We start from the raw sequence: 17,334 nt of genomic DNA on the forward strand, positions 1-17,334 counted from the left end.
ATAGCCCTAACGCCCCCGTCCCGCGACCCCAGACCCAAACTCCAACTAACCCACCCTCAGCATGATCTTGCCGATGTGGCTGCTGGTTTCCATCAGCCTGTGTGCCTCGACGACGTCGTCGAAGGCGAAGGTCTTGTCGATCAGCGGGGCGATGGTGCCGGCGTCGAGCAGTGGCCAGACCTCGGACAGCAGCTCGTCGCGGATGGCGCGTTTCTCTTCCGGGCTGCGAGGGCGCATGGTCGAGCCGGTGATGGTCAGGCGCTTGACCATGATCGGGGCGAGGTTGACCTTTTCGGCCATCGAGCCGCTTAGGAAAGCGATGATCGACAGGCAGCCGTCCTTGGCGAGCGAAGCCAGGTTCCTCTCGAGATAATCCGCGCCGACCATGTCGAGAATAGCGTCGACGCCATGCGCGGTTTCAGCCTTGATGACCTCGGCGAAATCTTCCTCGCGGTAGTTGATCGCGCGCCTTGCGCCAAGCTTCTCGCAGGCCTCGCACTTTTCCTTCGAACCCGCCGTCGTGAAGACCTCGGCGCCGAATGCGTGGGCGAGCTGGATGGCCGTGGTGCCGATGCCGCTCGATCCGCCGTGGATCAGCACGCTTTCGCCTTCCGTCAGTCCGGCCATCTGAAACAGGTTGGCCCAGACGGTGAAATAGTTTTCGGGGAGAGCCGCCGCCTTGATCGCGTCGTAGCCATTCGGGAAGCGGAGCGCCTGGCCGGCGGGTAACACGCAATATTCGGCGTAGGCGCCGCCGTTGGTCAGGCCGCAGACCTTGTTGCCGATGGCGAATTCTCTGGTGCCCTCTGCGACGTCAACGACTTCGCCGGCTATCTCAAGGCCAAGGATCGGGCTTGCTTCCTTCGGCGGCGGATATGTGCCCTGACGCTGGGCGATATCCGGCCGGTTGACGCCGATCGCCTCGACACGGACGAGAATTTCCCCCGGCTTCAGGACCGGAAGCGGCCCTTTGACGATCGTCATCGCCTCGGGAGGGCCGAAGGACGGGAGCGCCACATAGCGCATTTCAGTTGGCAAACTCATCGACCGGCCTCCTCTGTCCCCTCGGAGCTATGGACATAGTCCAGCGCGATCGGCTTGGAAAGGAGCCAGATGGCAAGGGCGGCAATTGGTCTCGGTCAATAGGCATCGCCGATCGGGTGAAAGACGACGCCGCTGTCGCTTTCCTTGGCTTTCGCCTTGATGCCGGCAATGGCAGTGCCGACGCGGCTGACATCGTCGATGACGAGACCTCTCGGCAATTCGAGCACGCCGATCGAGCAGCGCATGAGGGGGAAGAAGGTCTCGGCGCCGCTGCGGTCATGGCCCTTCATGCGGCCGGCAGCGCGATCTGCTTCCGAATAAAGGGCAAATACCCCGTCATGGAAATCTGTAAGTAGCCGATCGATGACTTTGCCGAGCTCTACTACGCTCGAGCCGGTGACGCCGATGAAGAAATCGTCGCCGCCGACATGGCCGAGGAAGTGGTGATCCGCGAAGAAATAGCGGTGCATCAGCGAGGCAAAGAGCGAGATCGCATGGTCTCCGAAATGGAAGCCATAGGCATCGTTGAACGGCTTGAAATTGTCGAAATCGCAATAGCAGAAATGACGCGTCACATCGCCGTCGCGGACGGCGGCCTGCATGAATTCGCCGATGGCCCGGTTGCCGGGCAGGCCGGTCAGGGGATTCTGGTCCTGCGCGACCTTCAGCTGTTTTTCATTGATGACCTTGAGGAGCGAGGCGGCGGAGACGATGCCGGCATAGCGCATGTTTTCGGTGACGATCAGGCAGCTGCTGCCTTCCATATTGGCGAAAATCTCCAGCAGCTTATCGGCGCCTGAATCGAGGGAAACGATCGGCGCCTTCTCGATGAAATGCGAGATTGCGCGCGCGTAGGCCTTGTTCTTCAGAAGCTCGCGGCCGAAGGGCTGATAGATATACTCCTTGAGATGATATTCGGGGATGATGCCGCGCGGCTCGTTATCGGCGCTGACGACGGGAAAGAACGACTGGCGCGGATTGCGGCGGAAGAGTTCGAAGACGCTGTCGATATTGTCGTTTTCGTTCACCGTCGGCAGCATCTCGATCTGCTTGCGGATGAGGATTTCGTCGAGCGCCTGATGGCTGCCTTTGGGTTTTCCGAGATCGCGCAGATGCGGGAAAGAGGGTTTCAGCTCGTTGACCAGGGTGGTCGGACGGGCGATGAACCAGCCTTGCACCAGGTCCACGCCGAAATCGCGACAGACCAGGAACTCGGCCTCGGTCTCGATGCCCTCGGCAACGACACGTGTCCCGAGGACGTGCGCGATATTGACGATGTTCTTCAGGAGGTGGCGCTTGCGAGCGTTCCCATCGATGCCTGAGATGAAATAGCGGTCGATCTTCAGATAGTCGATCGCGTGGTCGCAAAGCAGCTTCATCTCGCCATGGCCGACGCCAAAATCATCGACCGCCAGCTTGAAACCGGTCCTGCGCATCTTGGCAACGAGAGCCGCAAACTCCGGCACCTTGCTGTTGTCGAAGCGTTCGGACAACTCGAAGCAGATGGAAGACGGCTTGATGCCGGCGTTTTTCAGGTGCTGCAAGAGACCGTCCAGGAGCTCTTCGCCGCTTGCGATCAATCGAACATCGAGATTGAGAAAAAGCGTGGCGGTCGCCCTGTTGGGAAGGGTCAAGAATTTCGCGAGCGCCCTGCTCGAGACCATCTGCTCAAGCGCCAGGAGTTGGCCGATGCGCTCCGCCTCGTCGAGAATGTCGATGGGGCTCTCGAAGCCGATCCGCTCCTGACCGCGCATCAGGGACTCATAGCCGAAGACTGCGCCGGTGCCGGCTTCCACGATCGGCTGAAAGGCACTTTCGACAACGACCTTCGCCAGTGTCACGAGCTGATCGCTGGCGTAGCGGCGCAGCATTCCTAGTTCGGTAGCGGCAGCCACAGACATGCCAGTCTCCACGACGGTTCTCGTTTCACGTTCGGCCGGACCTTCGCCGGGAACGATCAACGAAACCTTTCTCCTTCGTGAAACTTTTGTGAAAACGCAGATATGCGCGCAATTGTGCCACTATCGCGTGAATCAGCTATGGCGTTACGTTAGAATTCGCTGCCGAACCGCCATCGACAAAACCGCATCGCCTCAGAACGACGCGTTGCGACGCGCTCGAAGGCCTTCACTGAGCGCGTCGTTTAGGTGACATCCGTCTTCCGTTAGGCGTGGCGGCGGCGTTCCGCTTCATAATCGGCAAACATATCGGCGACACAGCGATTGCCGCTCCTGGCCTTGTCGTCAGGGGAATTGGCCGCGCGCTTGATATCGCATAGTTCGCCGCGCTTGCGCGCCGCGTCCCACATGCGCAGAGCCTCGCGCACAACTTCGCTGCTCGAGGCATAGCTGCCGTTGTCGATGGCCGCACGAATGCCGGCGACCTGCAGCGGAGAGATGGAAACGGTTACCATCGGCATGATATTCCTCCCTTTTTACCAGTGGGCAGAAACCCTGCTCGGGAGACACATGACCGTTTTCCGTCATGGGTCCGACGATTGCTCGCTATTGCATAACGCCTTAAACCGCATTCGGTTCAAGATAAATCATGCAACATTTCCAAAGTGTTAGAGCGACCTCTGCACATCCTTTCGGAAGAGCGGCGCTCTAGCGCCTTGGTCATCAGGACGCCTTGCAGTATCCAGGCCGTCAACGACGGCTACCCCACAAAGGTTACGCCTGCTCACGCTTCTTGTCAAAAAGTAGCGCTTCGTTACCAATGTTGTACCCGTTATCCACCGCCCGGGTTACTTCTTGACGGCAAGACCGAAGGCGACGAGCGTCCAGCCCTGGAAGAACAGGTCGATCGCCAGGAAAAGGCCCAGGATCCAGAGGCTATTGACCGGCCAGCCAAGGGCGACGACGACGCCCGCCAGCACGGTGACGATGCCGCCGAACAGTATCCAGCCCCATCCGCTTGACGATTTCAACCGGCGGCCGACCCAGATGCGTAGAACGCCGGCGACAATCAGCGTGACCGCAAGAAGCAGCGTCAGGGCAGCCGAGGCGAGGATAGGGTTGATGAAGGCGAAGATGCCGGCAAGCGTGTAGAGCAGGCCGTTCAACGTCCAGGTGATGATATGCTCCCAGGTGCGGACCTGGAAGGCATGCACCAGATAGACGATACCGCCGATCAACATCAGCATGCCGACATAATAAACCGATACGACAGTTGCGACGAACAGATTGCCAAAAGCGATGAAGCTACAGACGAGTAGCAGCACGCCGAGCCCTACAAACCAGCCCCACTTTGCCCGCATTGCCGACGACGGCAGTTCACCCAGGACAGTGACCATGATCTCACCCCTTTTCGCTTGCCATTGGCCGTTTGGAATTATGAACTACATGTACCGAACGCGCTAGTCGTCAAGCTTTCCACTACCTGTGAGCGAAAATAAATCCCATAAATTTTTTATTGATTGATGGATCAATCAAAAATACTATTCCCTGATAACGGAGGTGGACTATGCCGAAAGTCGGAATGGAGACGGTGCGCCGGAAGGCGCTGGTGAATGCGGCGCTCAGGGTGATCGGCGATCACGGCTCGCTGTCTGTCACCATGTCCGAGATCGCTCGTGAGGCTGGGGTTTCGCCGGCGCTGGCGCACCATTATTTCGGCAGCAAGGAGCACCTGCTGATCGAGACAATCCGGAGTCTTTTGAAGCAGTTGCATCAGGACGCCGTGAAAGCGATTCAATCAGTTCATACGCCACGTGAGAAGCTGTCCGCCCTCATCCGCGTGAGTTTCCAGGCGGACCAGTTTTCCCCGGAGACGATCGCGGCCTGGCTTGCATTTTACGCCGAGGCGCAGCGCTCCGAGGAGACGCGGCGCTTCCTCGTCATCTATGCCCGCCGGTTGCGCTCGAACCTTCTTGCCAGTCTGCGGCATCTGTGCGCGCGTCATGACGCGGAACGTATTGCCGAGGGCGCAGCCGCGATGATCGATGGGCTTTATATCCGCCAAAGTCTGCGCTCGGCGCCGATCGGTATCGAGGCTTCGATCGCGCTGACGGAGGATTATTTGGGGGTGCAGCTTGGGGCATTCGGCGCGGAACTGAAGAGCCCCTCATCCGCCCTTCGGGCACCTTCTCCCCGCAAGCGGGGCGAAGGGGATGCGGCACCTTCTGTCGTCCCCTCTCCCCGCCTGCGGGGAGAGGGTTAGGGTGAGGGGCAAGCTCCGCATCCAATGTGATTTTGATCTTAAAGGACCGACCCTGTGACCGAAACGAAGCCGAATATCCTGATCATCATGGTCGATCAGCTCAATGGGAAGTTCTTTCCCGATGGTCCGGCTGATTTCCTGCATGCGCCGCACATGAAGGCGCTTGCGGCCCGCTCGGCGCGCTTCCGCAACAACTATACGTCTTCGCCGCTGTGCGCCCCTGCCCGCGCCTCGCTGATGGCGGGTCAATTGCCAAGCCGGACCAACGTCTATGACAATGCCGCGGAATATGCCTCGTCGATCCCGACCTATGCGCACCACCTTCGCCGTGCCGGCTATTACACCGCCCTCTCCGGCAAGATGCATTTCGTCGGGCCGGACCAGCTGCATGGTTTCGAGGAGCGGCTGACCACCGACATCTACCCCGCCGATTTCGGCTGGACTCCTGACTATCGCAAGCCCGGAGAACGGATCGACTGGTGGTATCACAATCTCGGCTCGGTCACCGGCGCCGGTGTCGCCGAGATCACCAACCAGATGGAATATGACGACGAGGTCGCCTTTCTCGCCAACCAGAAGCTCTATCATCTCTCGCGCGAAAACGACGATCAGGGCCGGCGACCCTGGTGCCTCACAGTGTCCTTTACCCATCCCCACGATCCCTATGTTGCGCGCCGAAAGTTCTGGGATCTATACGAGGGCTGTGAACAGCTGACGCCCGAGATCGGCGCCCTGCCCGAGGACCAGCTCGATCCGCATTCGAAGCGGCTCATCCACGCCTGCGACTACGACAATTTCGACGTATCGGAAGAGAATGTGCGCCGCTCGCGGCAGGCCTATTTCGCCAATATCTCCTATCTCGACGAGAAGATCGGCGACCTGATCGACACGCTGACCCGGACGCGGATGCTCGATAATACCTTCATCCTGTTCTGCTCCGACCATGGCGATATGCTTGGGGAACGCGGGCTGTGGTTCAAGATGAGCTTCTTCGAGGGTTCTGCCCGCGTGCCGCTGATGATCGCGGGACCGGGCATCAAGCCTGGATTGCACGTCACCCCGACCTCGAACCTCGACGTTACGCCGACGCTTGCGGCACTCGCCGGCATATCGATGGACGAGGTCAGGCCATGGACCGATGGCATGAGCCTCGTTCCAATGATGAACGGGGTTGAGCGCACCGCGCCTGTCTTGATGGAATATGCGGCCGAAGGGTCCTATGCGCCGATCGTCGGCATTCGCGAGGGCAAGTGGAAATATATCCATTGCATGCTCGATCCCGACCAGCTTTTCGACCTTGATATCGACCCGCTGGAACTCAACAATCTCGCCGACGATCCGGACTTTGCCGAGGTCGTCGCGCTTTTCCGCGGCAAGCGGGAAGAGCGCTGGGACATGGGCGCCTTCGACGCGGCGGTGCGCGAAAGCCAGGCGCGACGCTGGGTGGTGTATGAGGCTCTGCGCAACGGCGCTTATTACCCCTGGGACCACCAGCCGCTGCAACGCGCCTCCGAGCGCTATATGAGAAACCACATGGACCTGAACATCCTCGAAGAATCCAAACGCTATCCGCGCGGAGAATAAGATGAAAGCCCAACCTAGAGCATCGCACTTCATCGACGGCGAATATGTCGAGGATGCCGCCGGCACCGTGATCGAGAGCATCTACCCCGCCACCGGCGAGGTGATCGCCCGGCTGCATGCGGCAACGCCTGCAATCGTCGAAATGGCGATCGCCGCGGCCAAGCGCGCGCAGCCGGAATGGGCGGCGATGAGCCCGACGGCGCGCGGCCGCATCCTGAAGCGAGCGGCCGACATCATGCGCGAGCGCAATCGCGAACTCTCGGAGCTCGAGACGCTCGATACGGGCAAGCCGATCCAGGAGACGATCGTCGCGGACCCGACATCGGGCGCCGACAGTTTCGAATTCTTCGGCGGCATTGCCGCGGCCGGCCTCAACGGCTCGTATATCCCGCTCGGCGGCGACTTTGCCTATACCAAGCGCGTGCCGCTCGGCGTCTGCGTCGGCATCGGCGCCTGGAACTATCCGCAGCAGATCGCCTGCTGGAAAGGGGCGCCTGCGCTCATCGCCGGCAACGCCATGGTCTTCAAGCCATCGGAGAACACGCCGCTCGGCGCGCTTAAGATAGCCGAGATATTGCTGGAGGCAGGTCTGCCGAAGGGCCTCTACAATGTCATCCAGGGCGACCGCGACACCGGGCCGCTACTCGTCAACCATCCTGACGTTGCCAAGGTTTCGCTCACCGGCTCGGTGCCGACCGGCCGCAAGGTGGCGGCCGCCGCTGCCGGAAGCCTGAAGCATGTGACCATGGAACTCGGCGGCAAGTCGCCGCTGATCGTCTTCGACGACGCCGATATGGACAGCGCCATCGGCGGCGCCATGCTCGGGAATTTCTATTCGACCGGCCAGGTCTGCTCGAACGGGACCCGCGTGTTCGTCAGCCGCAAGATCAAGGCGGAATTCCTGAAGCGGCTGAAGAAGCGCACCGAGGCGATGATCATCGGCGACCCGATGGAGGAGACAACGCAGATAGGCCCGATGGTCTCCTGGACCCAGCGGGAAAAAGTGCTCTCCTATATCGAAAAGGGCAAAGCCGAGGGCGCGACGCTGATCGCCGGCGGCGGCATTCCGAACAATGTCTCCGGCGAAGGCTATTACGTCCAGCCAACCGTCTTTGCCGACGTCACCGACGACATGACCATCGCCCGCGAGGAGATTTTCGGACCTGTGATGTGCGTGCTGGATTTCGATGGCGAGGACGAGGTCATCGCGCGTGCCAACTCGACGGAATTCGGCCTCTCCGGCGGGGTGTTCACATCTGATATCACCCGTGCCCACCGGGTCGTCGACAGGCTCGAGGCGGGGACGTTGTGGATCAACACATACAACCTCGCCCCTGTCGAGATTCCATTCGGCGGATCGAAGCAGTCCGGATTCGGCCGTGAGAATTCGCTGGCGGCGCTGGAGCACTATAGCGAGTTGAAGACGGTGTATGTGGCGATGGGGCCCGTCGTGGCGCCGTATTGATGGGTCTACCTCCCCCTTGACGGGGGAGGTCGCGCGGAACGCGCGGGTGGGGGTGATCTTTGGGTGTCGCAAGGATCACCCCACCCCGGACCTTCGGTCCGACCCTCCCCCTCAAGGGGAGGGTGGCCCCTCATCCGCCCTGTCGGGCACCTTCTCCCCGCGCGGGGAGAAGGACAAGCAGCGAACTCTCAGTCCCCCCTCTCCCCGCAGGCGGGGAGAGGGGGGACTGAGGGGCATTCTGGGTTTCGGAGACATTCATGCAGCAAGCAGATTTCGTCATCATCGGCTCCGGCTCCGCCGGCTCGGCGCTCGCCTACCGCCTTTCGGAGGACGGCAAATACACCGTTCTCGTGCTGGAGTTCGGCGGCAGTGATTTCGGGCCGTTCATTCAGATGCCGGCGGCGCTTGCGTGGCCGATGAGCATGGACCGATATAACTGGGGCTACCACTCGGAACCGGAGCCGAACCTCAATAACCGGCGGATTACCGCGCCGCGCGGCAAGGTGATCGGCGGGTCGTCGTCGATCAACGGAATGGTCTATGTCCGCGGCCACGCGGAGGACTTCAATCGCTGGGAAGAGCTTGGCGCACGGGGTTGGGGCTATGCGGACGTGCTGCCATATTTCAAGCGGATGGAGCATTCGCATGGCGGCGAGGAAGGATGGCGCGGCACTGATGGTCCGCTGCATGTCCAGCGCGGTGGGTTCAAGAACCCGTTGTTCCACGCCTTTATCGAGGCCGGCAAGCAGGCGGGGTTCGAGGCGACGGATGACTATAACGGCAGCAAGCAGGAAGGCTTCGGCCTGATGGAGCAGACGATCTATCGCGGTCGTCGCTGGTCCGCCGCCAACGCCTATCTGCGCCCTGCCCTGAAACGCGAAAAAGTCTCGCTGATCCGCTGCTTTGCCCGCAAGATAGTCATCGAGAACGGCCGTGCCATCGGCGTCGAAGTCGAGCGCGGCGGCAAGATCGAGGTCATCAAGGCGAACCGCGAAGTCATCGTCGCCGCCTCGTCGTTCAATTCGCCGAAGCTGCTGATGCTTTCCGGCATTGGCCCGGCGGCGCATCTGAAGGAGATGGGCATCGAGGTGAAGGCCGATCGGCCAGGCGTCGGCGCCAATCTGCAGGACCATATGGAGTTCTATTTTCAGCAGGTCAGCACGAAGCCGGTGTCACTCTACTCATGGCTGCCGTGGTTCTGGCAGGGGGTCGCGGGCGCGCAGTGGATGTTCACGAGGTCGGGGCTCGGCACCTCCAACCAGTTCGAGGCCTGCGCTTTCCTGCGCTCGGCGGCCGGCGTCAAGCAGCCTGATATCCAGTATCACTTCCTGCCGGTTGCCATCAGCTATGACGGCAAGGCGGCGGCGAAGAGCCACGGGTTCCAGGTTCATGTCGGCTACAACCTGTCGAAATCACGTGGCGCGGTGACGCTGCGATCCGCCGATCCGAAGGCCGACCCGGTCATCAAATTCAACTATATGAGCCACCCCGAGGACTGGGAGAAATTCCGCCATTGCGTCCGGCTGACGCGGGAACTCTTCGGTCAGCAGGCCTTCGACCAATATCGCGGCCCCGAAATCCAGCCGGGCGCCAAAGTCCAGACCGACGACGAGATCGACGCATTTCTCCGCGAGCATCTGGAGAGCGCCTATCACCCCTGCGGCACCTGCAAGATGGGCGCCAAGGACGACCCGATGGCGGTCGTCGATCCCGAAACCCGGGTCATCGGCATCGACAGACTGCGCGTCGCTGACTCGTCGATCTTCCCGAGCCTCACATATGGAAACCTCAACGGGCCCTCGATCATGACCGGCGAAAAAGCCGCCGACCATATTCTCGGGCGCGACCCGGCGGCGAGGTCGAACCAGGAACCGTGGATCAATCCGCGGTGGGAGACGAGTGATCGGTAAGGGGTGCGATCCGGCCGCCTGGCCCAGGCATTCCGCTATGCGGTTGCAATCGATATCCGCCCGTTATACTATTTTTTCATATTTAGTATAACGGGCAGCCGCTAGCGAATGAAACAGATCGATCTGATGTACCAGACAATGCTGGCGGAGCTGGGGCAACGCTCTCTCGATGCGGCGTTTACTTCGGATTTCAATCAGGACGGTCGCTTCGTCCGCGTGACCGTGAAGCGTCGAGGATACTGGTATTTTGACGAACCTACGGGCGAACCAAGACAGGTGCGACGCTATGTCGGGCCCGCGGATGACGATGAAATCACCGGCCGCGTTACGGAGTTTCAGCAGCTGAAAGACGACCTACGCGCTCGTCGGCGCCTGGTGTCGACCTTGACGCGGGAAGGCGGAATAAAAGCCGCCGAAAAATTCTCTGGCGATATCGTTGAGGCCCTTGCGGCGGCTGGCATCTTCCGGCTTCGTGCGATCCTGATTGGAACCGTGGCCTTTTCGACTTATTCCGGCATCCTCGGCGTTCGTTTGCCGTCAGCGGCTATGCAAACCGGAGATGCGGACTTCGCGCAAGATTTTGCGATCTCCACGGAAGTCGGCGACAGTCTGCCTCCAATCGTCGAATTGCTGAAATCCGTCGATGAAACCTTCCGCCCGGTTCCCCATCGGTCTGGCGCGGCGGCAAGCTCGGCGTTCGTGAACAGGAACGGTTACCGCGTCGAATTCCTGACCTCGAACCGGGGGAGCGACGACCATATCGACCAGCCTGCGATCATGCCTGCCCTCGGCGGTGCGGCAGCGGATCCGCTTCGATTCCTCGACTTCCTGACCCGCGATCCGGTTCGAACAATATTATTGCACAAGAGTGGCGTTTCCGTCGTCGTGCCCGATCCTGCTCGTTATGCAGTTCACAAGCTCATTGTCGCCTCTCGTCGCCATATGGAGCCGCTGGGAAGTATGAAACAGGAAAAGGATGTCCAGCAGGCATCCCTGCTCTTCGAAGCACTTGGGCTGACGCGGCGCGCTTCCGATCTCGCGCTTGCGTGGTCCGAAGCTTCCGGTCGAGGCGCCGCTTGGCGCGAGGCGATAAACACTGGGGTGAACATGATGGCGGCGAAGGCACGCGCCAAGCTCTCAAGCGCTCTCATTACCGGATTTAACGAGATAGGAGAGAAGGTGCCGGAAGATATCGCCTCGATCTAGAGGACTTGGCACACCAGATCGGCATCATCGGAGAATAGGACTTTGCAGGTGGCGTCGGCGACCTTGGCGGACCGCGTTCGATCCCCTCCTCCGTCATTTCCACACAGCTTGAAATCACCAACGCAAAAACCTATTGCAAATGAGATAAGTGCATGCTTATCTATTCGCATGGTAGAGAACGACATATTCAAGGCACTCGCTGATCCAACTCGACGCGCAATCTACGAGAAGCTGGCGGCTGGGGCCATGAATGCCAGTTCGTTGCGCGAGGGCATGGAGATCAGTCAGCCGGCGATGTCCCAGCATCTGGCGGTTCTTCGAGGTGCAAGACTCGTGCGAGAAGAACGGCAGGGGCGTTTCGTGAATTATGAGGTCGACCCTGATGGATTGGCGCTGATCGCGCAGTGGCTGGCCAAATATCGGGCCTATTGGCCGGCGCGCATCGAGGCTCTCAAGATCTTGCTTAGGGATATGGATCAATGACCGACAAGAAGACCGAAGAGACTGCCAAGGGCCTGGTGTTCGAATGCGAGATCGATGAGCCGCCGCAGAAGGTCTGGCGTGCCATCAGTATTCCTGCGTTTCGGGAAAATTGGCTTCCGAAGCAGGCACTGGCCGATCCCGAGGCGACCTCCGTGACACCGGGGCAAGAGGTCCGGTATCGGATGCGAGACGACGATCCGCCGTTTCTGGAAAGCGTGGTCACATTCCAGATCTCCCCCAACGCTGCCGGCGGTACCAGTTTCCGGGTGATCCACGAAATCGCAGATGCCAGGATCGCTCCGACGACGGTGGCCGCGAACAGTAATTCCACGCCCGTCATGCTCGCCGCCTAGCGCGGCGCAACCCTATCATTTTTCAGAGAATTGGAGTTCGCCTATGAGCGAAGCGATGCAGCTCGTCCCCATGGTCGTCGAACAATCGAGCAGAGGGGAGCGTTCTTTTGATATCTATTCCCGTCTCCTCAGGGAACGGATCATATTTCTGAACGGCGAGGTGAACGATACTGTATCGGCGCTCGTATGCGCGCAGATGCTGTTCCTGGAAGCCGAAAATCCCAGGAAGCCCATCTATCTTTACATCAATTCCCCCGGTGGCGTGGTTACCAGTGGCCTCGCGATGTATGACACCATGCGCTACATCCGCGCGCCGGTGCATACACTCTGCATGGGAACGGCACGTTCGATGGGTTCATTCCTGTTGATGGCGGGCGAGCCCGGGCAGCGCGTGGCTTTGCCGAATGCTAGCCTGCATGTGCATCAGCCGCTCGGCGGTTTCCAGGGCCAGGCATCGGACTTCATGATCCATGCGGAAGAGATGCAGCGAACCAAGCACCGGATGACGAGGCTATACGCTCGACATTGCGGCAGGACATACGAAGAGGTCGAGCGCACACTCGATCGCGATCGCTTCATGACCGCAGAAGAGGGCCTGGAGTGGGGATTGATCGACCGCATCATCTACGAGCGGGATGATAGAGACGAACAAACGACGGAAATGTAGTGCCTGACCGCTGTCGACACCCGATCGTCCCTCGCTGAAGCCGCGCTCTAGCTCAAGCCAACAGCCGCGTGATCTGCGCACCTTCCGGCAGCGCCGCAGTGTCGGCGATTGTCGTCGAGAACAGGACCTTGCGGGTGGCGTCGGCGACCTTGGCGAAGACGTGGCGGATTTCGCAGGTCTGCTCGCCGTCGCAGTCGTCGCATTTGCGATAGGCCGTGATCGACAGGCAGGGCAGCGGCGCGATCGGGCCGTCGATGATGCGCAGGACTTCGCCGTAGGTGATCTCGTCTGCGGGTTTCAACAGCAGATAGCCACCCTGCTTGCCGCGACGGCTGGCGACGATGCCCTGATGCTTGAGATCCAGCAGGATCTGCTCGAGGAACTTCTTCGGTATCGCCTGCTGCTCGGCAATATCCGAAATCATCATCGGCTCGCCGGGATCGACCTGCGCCAGGGCGGCCAGCGCCCGCAATGCGTATCTTGCTTTTTGGGTGATCATTTCAAACCGTCAACACACACATCAGGCACCATCTGCTTGACCGTTTCGAAGTTTCTACGAATTTATGGCACGCCCAGTCTGAACGGAATTTGAACAAGCCGAAAATCCTTGGAAATACAGGCGCCTCGGTATGCTTTTCACTCTAGGCAATCCACGCTGGATTTGCGGTCGAATTCGGCGATCCGCGCAGTTTTTTCCATCACTTCAGATTTCCATTTGACAAGCGGCGTGTAACTCTACTATTTCGATAGACATTAACGCAATCGAATGCTAATTTGCGTTTAAGATATGGCGAAGGTCTCACGGGATTTTCGCCTGCAATGGCAGCGAAGGCGTCTGGTTTTCCGTGACCGACTGCCTTCAGAGAGATATTTGCTCTCTTCGCGATAGTTTCGAAATCGCTTTTCCTGTCCCGCTGATCTCCGAACTGCGATACTCGCCGGAATATCAGGACAGGATTCTCCCATGACTTCCATCGACTCGATCGAAGATACCGCAACGCTCAACAGCCAGTTCGCAGCCCTCGACCTCGCGGGCCGGCTGTCGTTGGCGGCAAGTCTCGGTGGGCGCGCGGTGTTTACGACCAGTCTCGGCATCGAGGATCAGGTGATCACCGCCGAGATCGGCACGCATCGCCTGCCGATCGACGTCGCGACGCTGCAGACGGGCCGCCTCTTTGCCGAGACGCTGGCGTTGATCGACGAGACGGAAAGCCAGTACGACATCACGATCCAGCGCTTCGAACCTGAAAAAGCCGATCTCGACGCCTATATCGCCCAATATGGCATGAACGGCTTCTACGAAAGTGTCGAGGCGAGGCATGCCTGTTGCGGCGTGCGAAAGGTGAAGCCGCTGGCACGGGCGCTGGCCGGCGCCAGCATCTGGATCACCGGTCTTCGCCGCGGCCAGTCGGCCAACCGCGCCGATACCCCGTTTGTCGAATATGATGCCGATCGCCACATGCTGAAGGTCAACCCGCTGGCGGACTGGGATATCGAACGCATCCGCGCCTTCGTCAGCGACAACAGCGTGCCGGTCAATCCGTTGCATGCGCGCGGCTATCCCTCCATCGGCTGCGAACCCTGTACCCGCGCCATCAAGCCCGGCGAGGATGAGCGCGCCGGTCGCTGGTGGTGGGAGAACGACCAGACCCGCGAATGCGGCCTGCACGTTCACGAAGAAGCCTCAGTCGCCGCGCAGTAAACACCCCGCCGGTTTCCGGTCCATGGCAACAGCGCGCGGTTCGGCCGCCGCCAGCCTTTCGGAAACCAATGCATTGTATCTATGTCGACCAGCAAAGTTGGGTCGCGAATGTCAAAAGTTCTGGAGTTCAAAATGCCCGATAGCCGCCCGGATACCGAGCTGCACAATCCGCAGAGCGTCAAGCCCCCGCTCGACCCGCATCTGAAAGCGCTTGAAAACGAATCCATCCATATCTTCCGCGAAGTTGCCGCCGAATTCGAGCGTCCTGTCATGCTCTATTCTGTCGGCAAGGACTCGTCGGTGCTGCTGCATCTGGCGCGCAAGGCTTTCTATCCCGGCCGCGTGCCCTTCCCGCTATTGCATGTGAATACCGGGTGGAAATTCCGCGAGATGATCGCGTTTCGCGACAATATCGCGAAAGAATACGATCTCGACCTCATCGAGCACATCAATCCGCGCGGTGCCGCAGAAAACATCACGCCGTTTACCCATGGTTCGGCTGCCTTTACCGATATCATGAAGACGGAAGGGCTGCGCCAGGCGCTTGACGCGGGCCAGTTCGACGCAGCCTTCGGTGGCGCGCGCCGCGACGAAGAGGCAAGCCGCGCCAAGGAGCGCATCTACTCCTTCCGTACGCCGGACCATCGCTGGGATCCGCGCAATCAGCGGCCGGAGCTCTGGAACGTCTATAACGGCATGATCCGCAAGGGCGAAAGCGTCCGTGCATTCCCGTTGTCGAATTGGACCGAAGTCGACATCTGGCGGTATATCCAGGCGGAGGACATTCCTCTCGTGCCGCTTTACTACGCCAAGAACCGGCCGTTCGTCGAACGCGACGGGATGATGATGCTGGCGGAAGACCCGCGCCTGGAACTGCTGCCGGGCGAGGTTCGCCAGGAGGGGATGATCCGTTTCCGTACGCTCGGCGACTTCCCGCTGACCGGCGCCATCCGCTCGCAGGCAACCACCCTCGACGAAGTGATTGCCGAGCTTGAAATTGCAACCGTGTCCGAACGCCAGGGCCGCGCCATCGACCGCGACCAGTCCGGCTCCATGGAAAAGAAGAAGCGTGAAGGATATTTCTGAGATGACTGCTGCCAATTCCGCAAACGCTATTGCCGAGCCCCTCTCCGCCCTCGAGCCATTGAAGGCCGCCCGAGACAGCCGCCCACTGCGCCTCATCACCTGCGGCAGCGTCGACGACGGCAAATCGACGTTGATCGGCCGGCTGCTGTGGGACACCAAGGCGGTCAAGGAAGACCAGGCCGTGGCGCTTCGCCGCGATTCGACCGGCAAGCAGAACGATCTCGGCCTGCCCGATTTCGCGCTGCTGCTCGACGGGCTGCAGGCAGAGCGCGAACAGGGCATCACCATCGATGTCGCCTATCGCTATTTCTCTACCGACAAGCGCTCGTTCATCGTCGCCGACACGCCCGGCCACGAGCAATATACCCGCAACATGGCGACCGGCGCCTCGACTGCCGATCTTGCGATCCTCCTGATCGACGCACGCATGGGCATCCTCGAGCAGACGCGCCGCCATGCGACGATCGCCTCGCTGCTCGGCATCAAGCAGTTCGTTCTCGCCATCAACAAGATAGACCTGACGAACTACGACCGCGCCGGTTTCGAGAAAATCTCGCATGATTTCAAGGAATTCGCTCTGTCCCTCGGCGTCAAGCAGATCACCACGATACCGATGTCGGCGCTAAAGGGCGAGAACGTCGTCTATTCCGGCCAGGCCGCCATGCCCTGGTACACCGGCCCGACACTGGTCGAGGCACTCGAACTGGCGACCGTTCGCTCCGCACAGGCCGTCGGCTTCAGGCTTTCGGTTCAGCGTGTCTCCCGTCCGGGCGAAAGCTTCCGCGGTTATCAGGGAACGGTTGCCGGCGGCTCGGTGAAGCCCGGCGATAGCGTCATGATCCTGCCGTCGGGCATGGTCGCCAATGTCTCGAAGATCGTTACCTTCGATCTCATCCGCAATGCGGCCGTCGCCGGCGACGCGATCACGCTCGTGCTCGACCGTCAGGTGGACGTTTCGCGCGGCGACATGATCGTTGCGATCGACAGCCAGCCGCAGGTCGGCCTGTCCTTCGATGCACATCTGGTCGCCCTGCAGCCGGAAGGCATCGAGGCCGGCAAACGCTATTGGCTGAAAAGCGGCAGCCGTCGCCAGCGCGTGCAGGTCAATCCTGTCAGCCAGCTCGAGCTGAAGACCGGCGACTGGAACCCGGCCCGGGCACTGCCGATGAACGCCATCGGCAAGGTGCATCTTGTCTTCGACGAAGCGGCAATTTTCGATCCCTACGACCAGAACCGGTCTTCGGGCTCGTTCATCCTGATCGATCCCGACACCAACAACACTGTCGCCGGCGGCATGGTAACGGGCAAGCGATCCGAAATCAGCGGCATCCACACGGAAGACGGCCGCGTCATCCTCTCGCTGCCAGCCGACCTTGCCGACAAGATCATGGCAAGCGAGCTCTTTGCGGCCCGCCGCGACGAAGCCGATGTCCGCCGGATGACCGCCGCGCAGGCGGCCGAGCTTTGGAAAAATGCCGCCAGCGATATCTGATCGTCTGCAACGAATTGAAAAGGGGCCCGACGGGCCCCTTTTTCATTGAGGTCGCATATCGCTGAAACACATCCGGGGAATGCCGATTTCGGGCTTTAGACCAGCCAAGCGCGTAGTTTCGAAAGTGCTACTCGCCTTTCACGTTTATTCGCCTAATATTTCTTAATAAAACAAAATGTGT

16 protein-coding genes are annotated in these 17,334 nt (G+C 60.2%); 11 read left to right on the forward strand and 5 right to left on the reverse strand.

The genetic code is table 11. The annotated features are described in order from the left end of the window. Positions 1 to 45 precede the first annotated feature (45 nt). The 4 genes from CPY51_RS03135 to CPY51_RS03150 all read right to left on the reverse strand — a co-directional run bounded on the left by CPY51_RS03135 (position 46) and on the right by CPY51_RS03150 (position 4,339). Positions 46 to 1,044, reverse strand: coding sequence for an NAD(P)H-quinone oxidoreductase (locus tag CPY51_RS03135; RefSeq protein WP_111158561.1), 999 nt, complete (start codon positions 1,042 to 1,044; stop codon positions 46 to 48). Positions 1,045 to 1,139: 95 nt separating this feature from the next. Beyond that, positions 1,140 to 2,945 (reverse strand): GGDEF domain-containing protein, encoded by a 1,806-nt coding sequence (locus CPY51_RS03140; RefSeq protein ID WP_111158656.1) that lies wholly within the window; start codon positions 2,943 to 2,945, stop codon positions 1,140 to 1,142. A gap of 263 nt (positions 2,946 to 3,208) precedes the next feature. Next, a complete protein-coding gene (locus tag CPY51_RS03145; RefSeq protein ID WP_111158562.1) occupies positions 3,209 to 3,463 on the reverse strand; it encodes a ribbon-helix-helix domain-containing protein in 255 nt (84 codons plus the stop codon). Between the two features lie 327 nt (positions 3,464 to 3,790). Continuing rightward, positions 3,791 to 4,339 carry an HdeD family acid-resistance protein gene (locus CPY51_RS03150; RefSeq protein ID WP_111158563.1) on the reverse strand — a complete coding sequence of 183 codons (549 nt, stop codon included), beginning with the start codon at positions 4,337 to 4,339 and terminating at the stop codon, positions 3,791 to 3,793. A 170-nt stretch (positions 4,340 to 4,509) separates the two neighbouring features. Here CPY51_RS03150 and betI point away from each other — a divergent pair, with 170 nt between their 5' ends. From betI to CPY51_RS03190, 8 genes are all read left to right on the forward strand, one after another. Further along, positions 4,510 to 5,205, forward strand: coding sequence for a transcriptional regulator BetI (gene betI, locus CPY51_RS03155; protein ID WP_111158564.1), 696 nt, complete (start codon positions 4,510 to 4,512; stop codon positions 5,203 to 5,205). A 54-nt stretch (positions 5,206 to 5,259) separates the two neighbouring features. Then, positions 5,260 to 6,789 (forward strand): choline-sulfatase, encoded by a 1,530-nt coding sequence (betC, locus tag CPY51_RS03160; RefSeq protein WP_111158565.1) that lies wholly within the window; start codon positions 5,260 to 5,262, stop codon positions 6,787 to 6,789. Position 6,790: 1 nt separating this feature from the next. Beyond that, on the forward strand, positions 6,791 to 8,254 hold the full coding sequence (betB, locus tag CPY51_RS03165) for a betaine-aldehyde dehydrogenase (protein ID WP_111158566.1): 1,464 nt from the start codon (positions 6,791 to 6,793) through the stop codon (positions 8,252 to 8,254). Between the two features lie 257 nt (positions 8,255 to 8,511). Further along, complete coding sequence (betA, locus tag CPY51_RS03170) at positions 8,512 to 10,164, forward strand: choline dehydrogenase (RefSeq protein WP_111158567.1); 1,653 nt, start codon at positions 8,512 to 8,514, stop codon at positions 10,162 to 10,164. A gap of 108 nt (positions 10,165 to 10,272) precedes the next feature. Further along, the gene (locus CPY51_RS03175; protein WP_111158568.1) at positions 10,273 to 11,370 is read left to right on the forward strand and encodes a nucleotidyltransferase family protein; all 1,098 of its coding nucleotides are present in this window, start codon (positions 10,273 to 10,275) and stop codon (positions 11,368 to 11,370) included. Between the two features lie 168 nt (positions 11,371 to 11,538). After that, positions 11,539 to 11,853, forward strand: a complete 315-nt coding sequence (locus tag CPY51_RS03180) for an ArsR/SmtB family transcription factor (RefSeq protein ID WP_111158569.1) — start codon at positions 11,539 to 11,541, stop codon at positions 11,851 to 11,853. Continuing rightward, on the forward strand, positions 11,850 to 12,206 hold the full coding sequence (locus CPY51_RS03185; protein WP_111158570.1) for an SRPBCC family protein: 357 nt from the start codon (positions 11,850 to 11,852) through the stop codon (positions 12,204 to 12,206). Before CPY51_RS03180 ends, CPY51_RS03185 begins: the two co-directional genes overlap by 4 nt. A 43-nt stretch (positions 12,207 to 12,249) precedes the next feature. Then, positions 12,250 to 12,873 carry an ATP-dependent Clp protease proteolytic subunit gene (locus CPY51_RS03190; protein ID WP_111158571.1) on the forward strand — a complete coding sequence of 208 codons (624 nt, stop codon included), beginning with the start codon at positions 12,250 to 12,252 and terminating at the stop codon, positions 12,871 to 12,873. Positions 12,874 to 12,925: 52 nt separating this feature from the next. Here CPY51_RS03190 and CPY51_RS03195 read toward each other — a convergent pair whose 3' ends face one another. Beyond that, a complete protein-coding gene (locus CPY51_RS03195) occupies positions 12,926 to 13,372 on the reverse strand; it encodes an RrF2 family transcriptional regulator (RefSeq protein WP_111158572.1) in 447 nt (148 codons plus the stop codon). A 465-nt stretch (positions 13,373 to 13,837) separates the two neighbouring features. On the opposite strand from CPY51_RS03195, the gene CPY51_RS03200 reads away from it, so the two are divergent. The 3 genes from CPY51_RS03200 to cysN all read left to right on the forward strand — a co-directional run bounded on the left by CPY51_RS03200 (position 13,838) and on the right by cysN (position 17,153). Then, positions 13,838 to 14,575, forward strand: a complete 738-nt coding sequence (locus CPY51_RS03200; protein WP_111158573.1) for a phosphoadenylyl-sulfate reductase — start codon at positions 13,838 to 13,840, stop codon at positions 14,573 to 14,575. Positions 14,576 to 14,707: 132 nt separating this feature from the next. Then, on the forward strand, positions 14,708 to 15,661 hold the full coding sequence (cysD, locus tag CPY51_RS03205) for a sulfate adenylyltransferase subunit CysD (RefSeq protein ID WP_111158574.1): 954 nt from the start codon (positions 14,708 to 14,710) through the stop codon (positions 15,659 to 15,661). A 1-nt stretch (position 15,662) separates the two neighbouring features. Beyond that, the gene (gene cysN, locus CPY51_RS03210; protein WP_111158575.1) at positions 15,663 to 17,153 is read left to right on the forward strand and encodes a sulfate adenylyltransferase subunit CysN; all 1,491 of its coding nucleotides are present in this window, start codon (positions 15,663 to 15,665) and stop codon (positions 17,151 to 17,153) included. Positions 17,154 to 17,334 lie beyond the last annotated feature (181 nt).

This window comes from Arminella tubonensis (assembly GCF_003240585.1).
Taxonomy (GTDB): domain Bacteria; phylum Pseudomonadota; class Alphaproteobacteria; order Rhizobiales; family Rhizobiaceae; genus Rhizobium; species Rhizobium tubonense.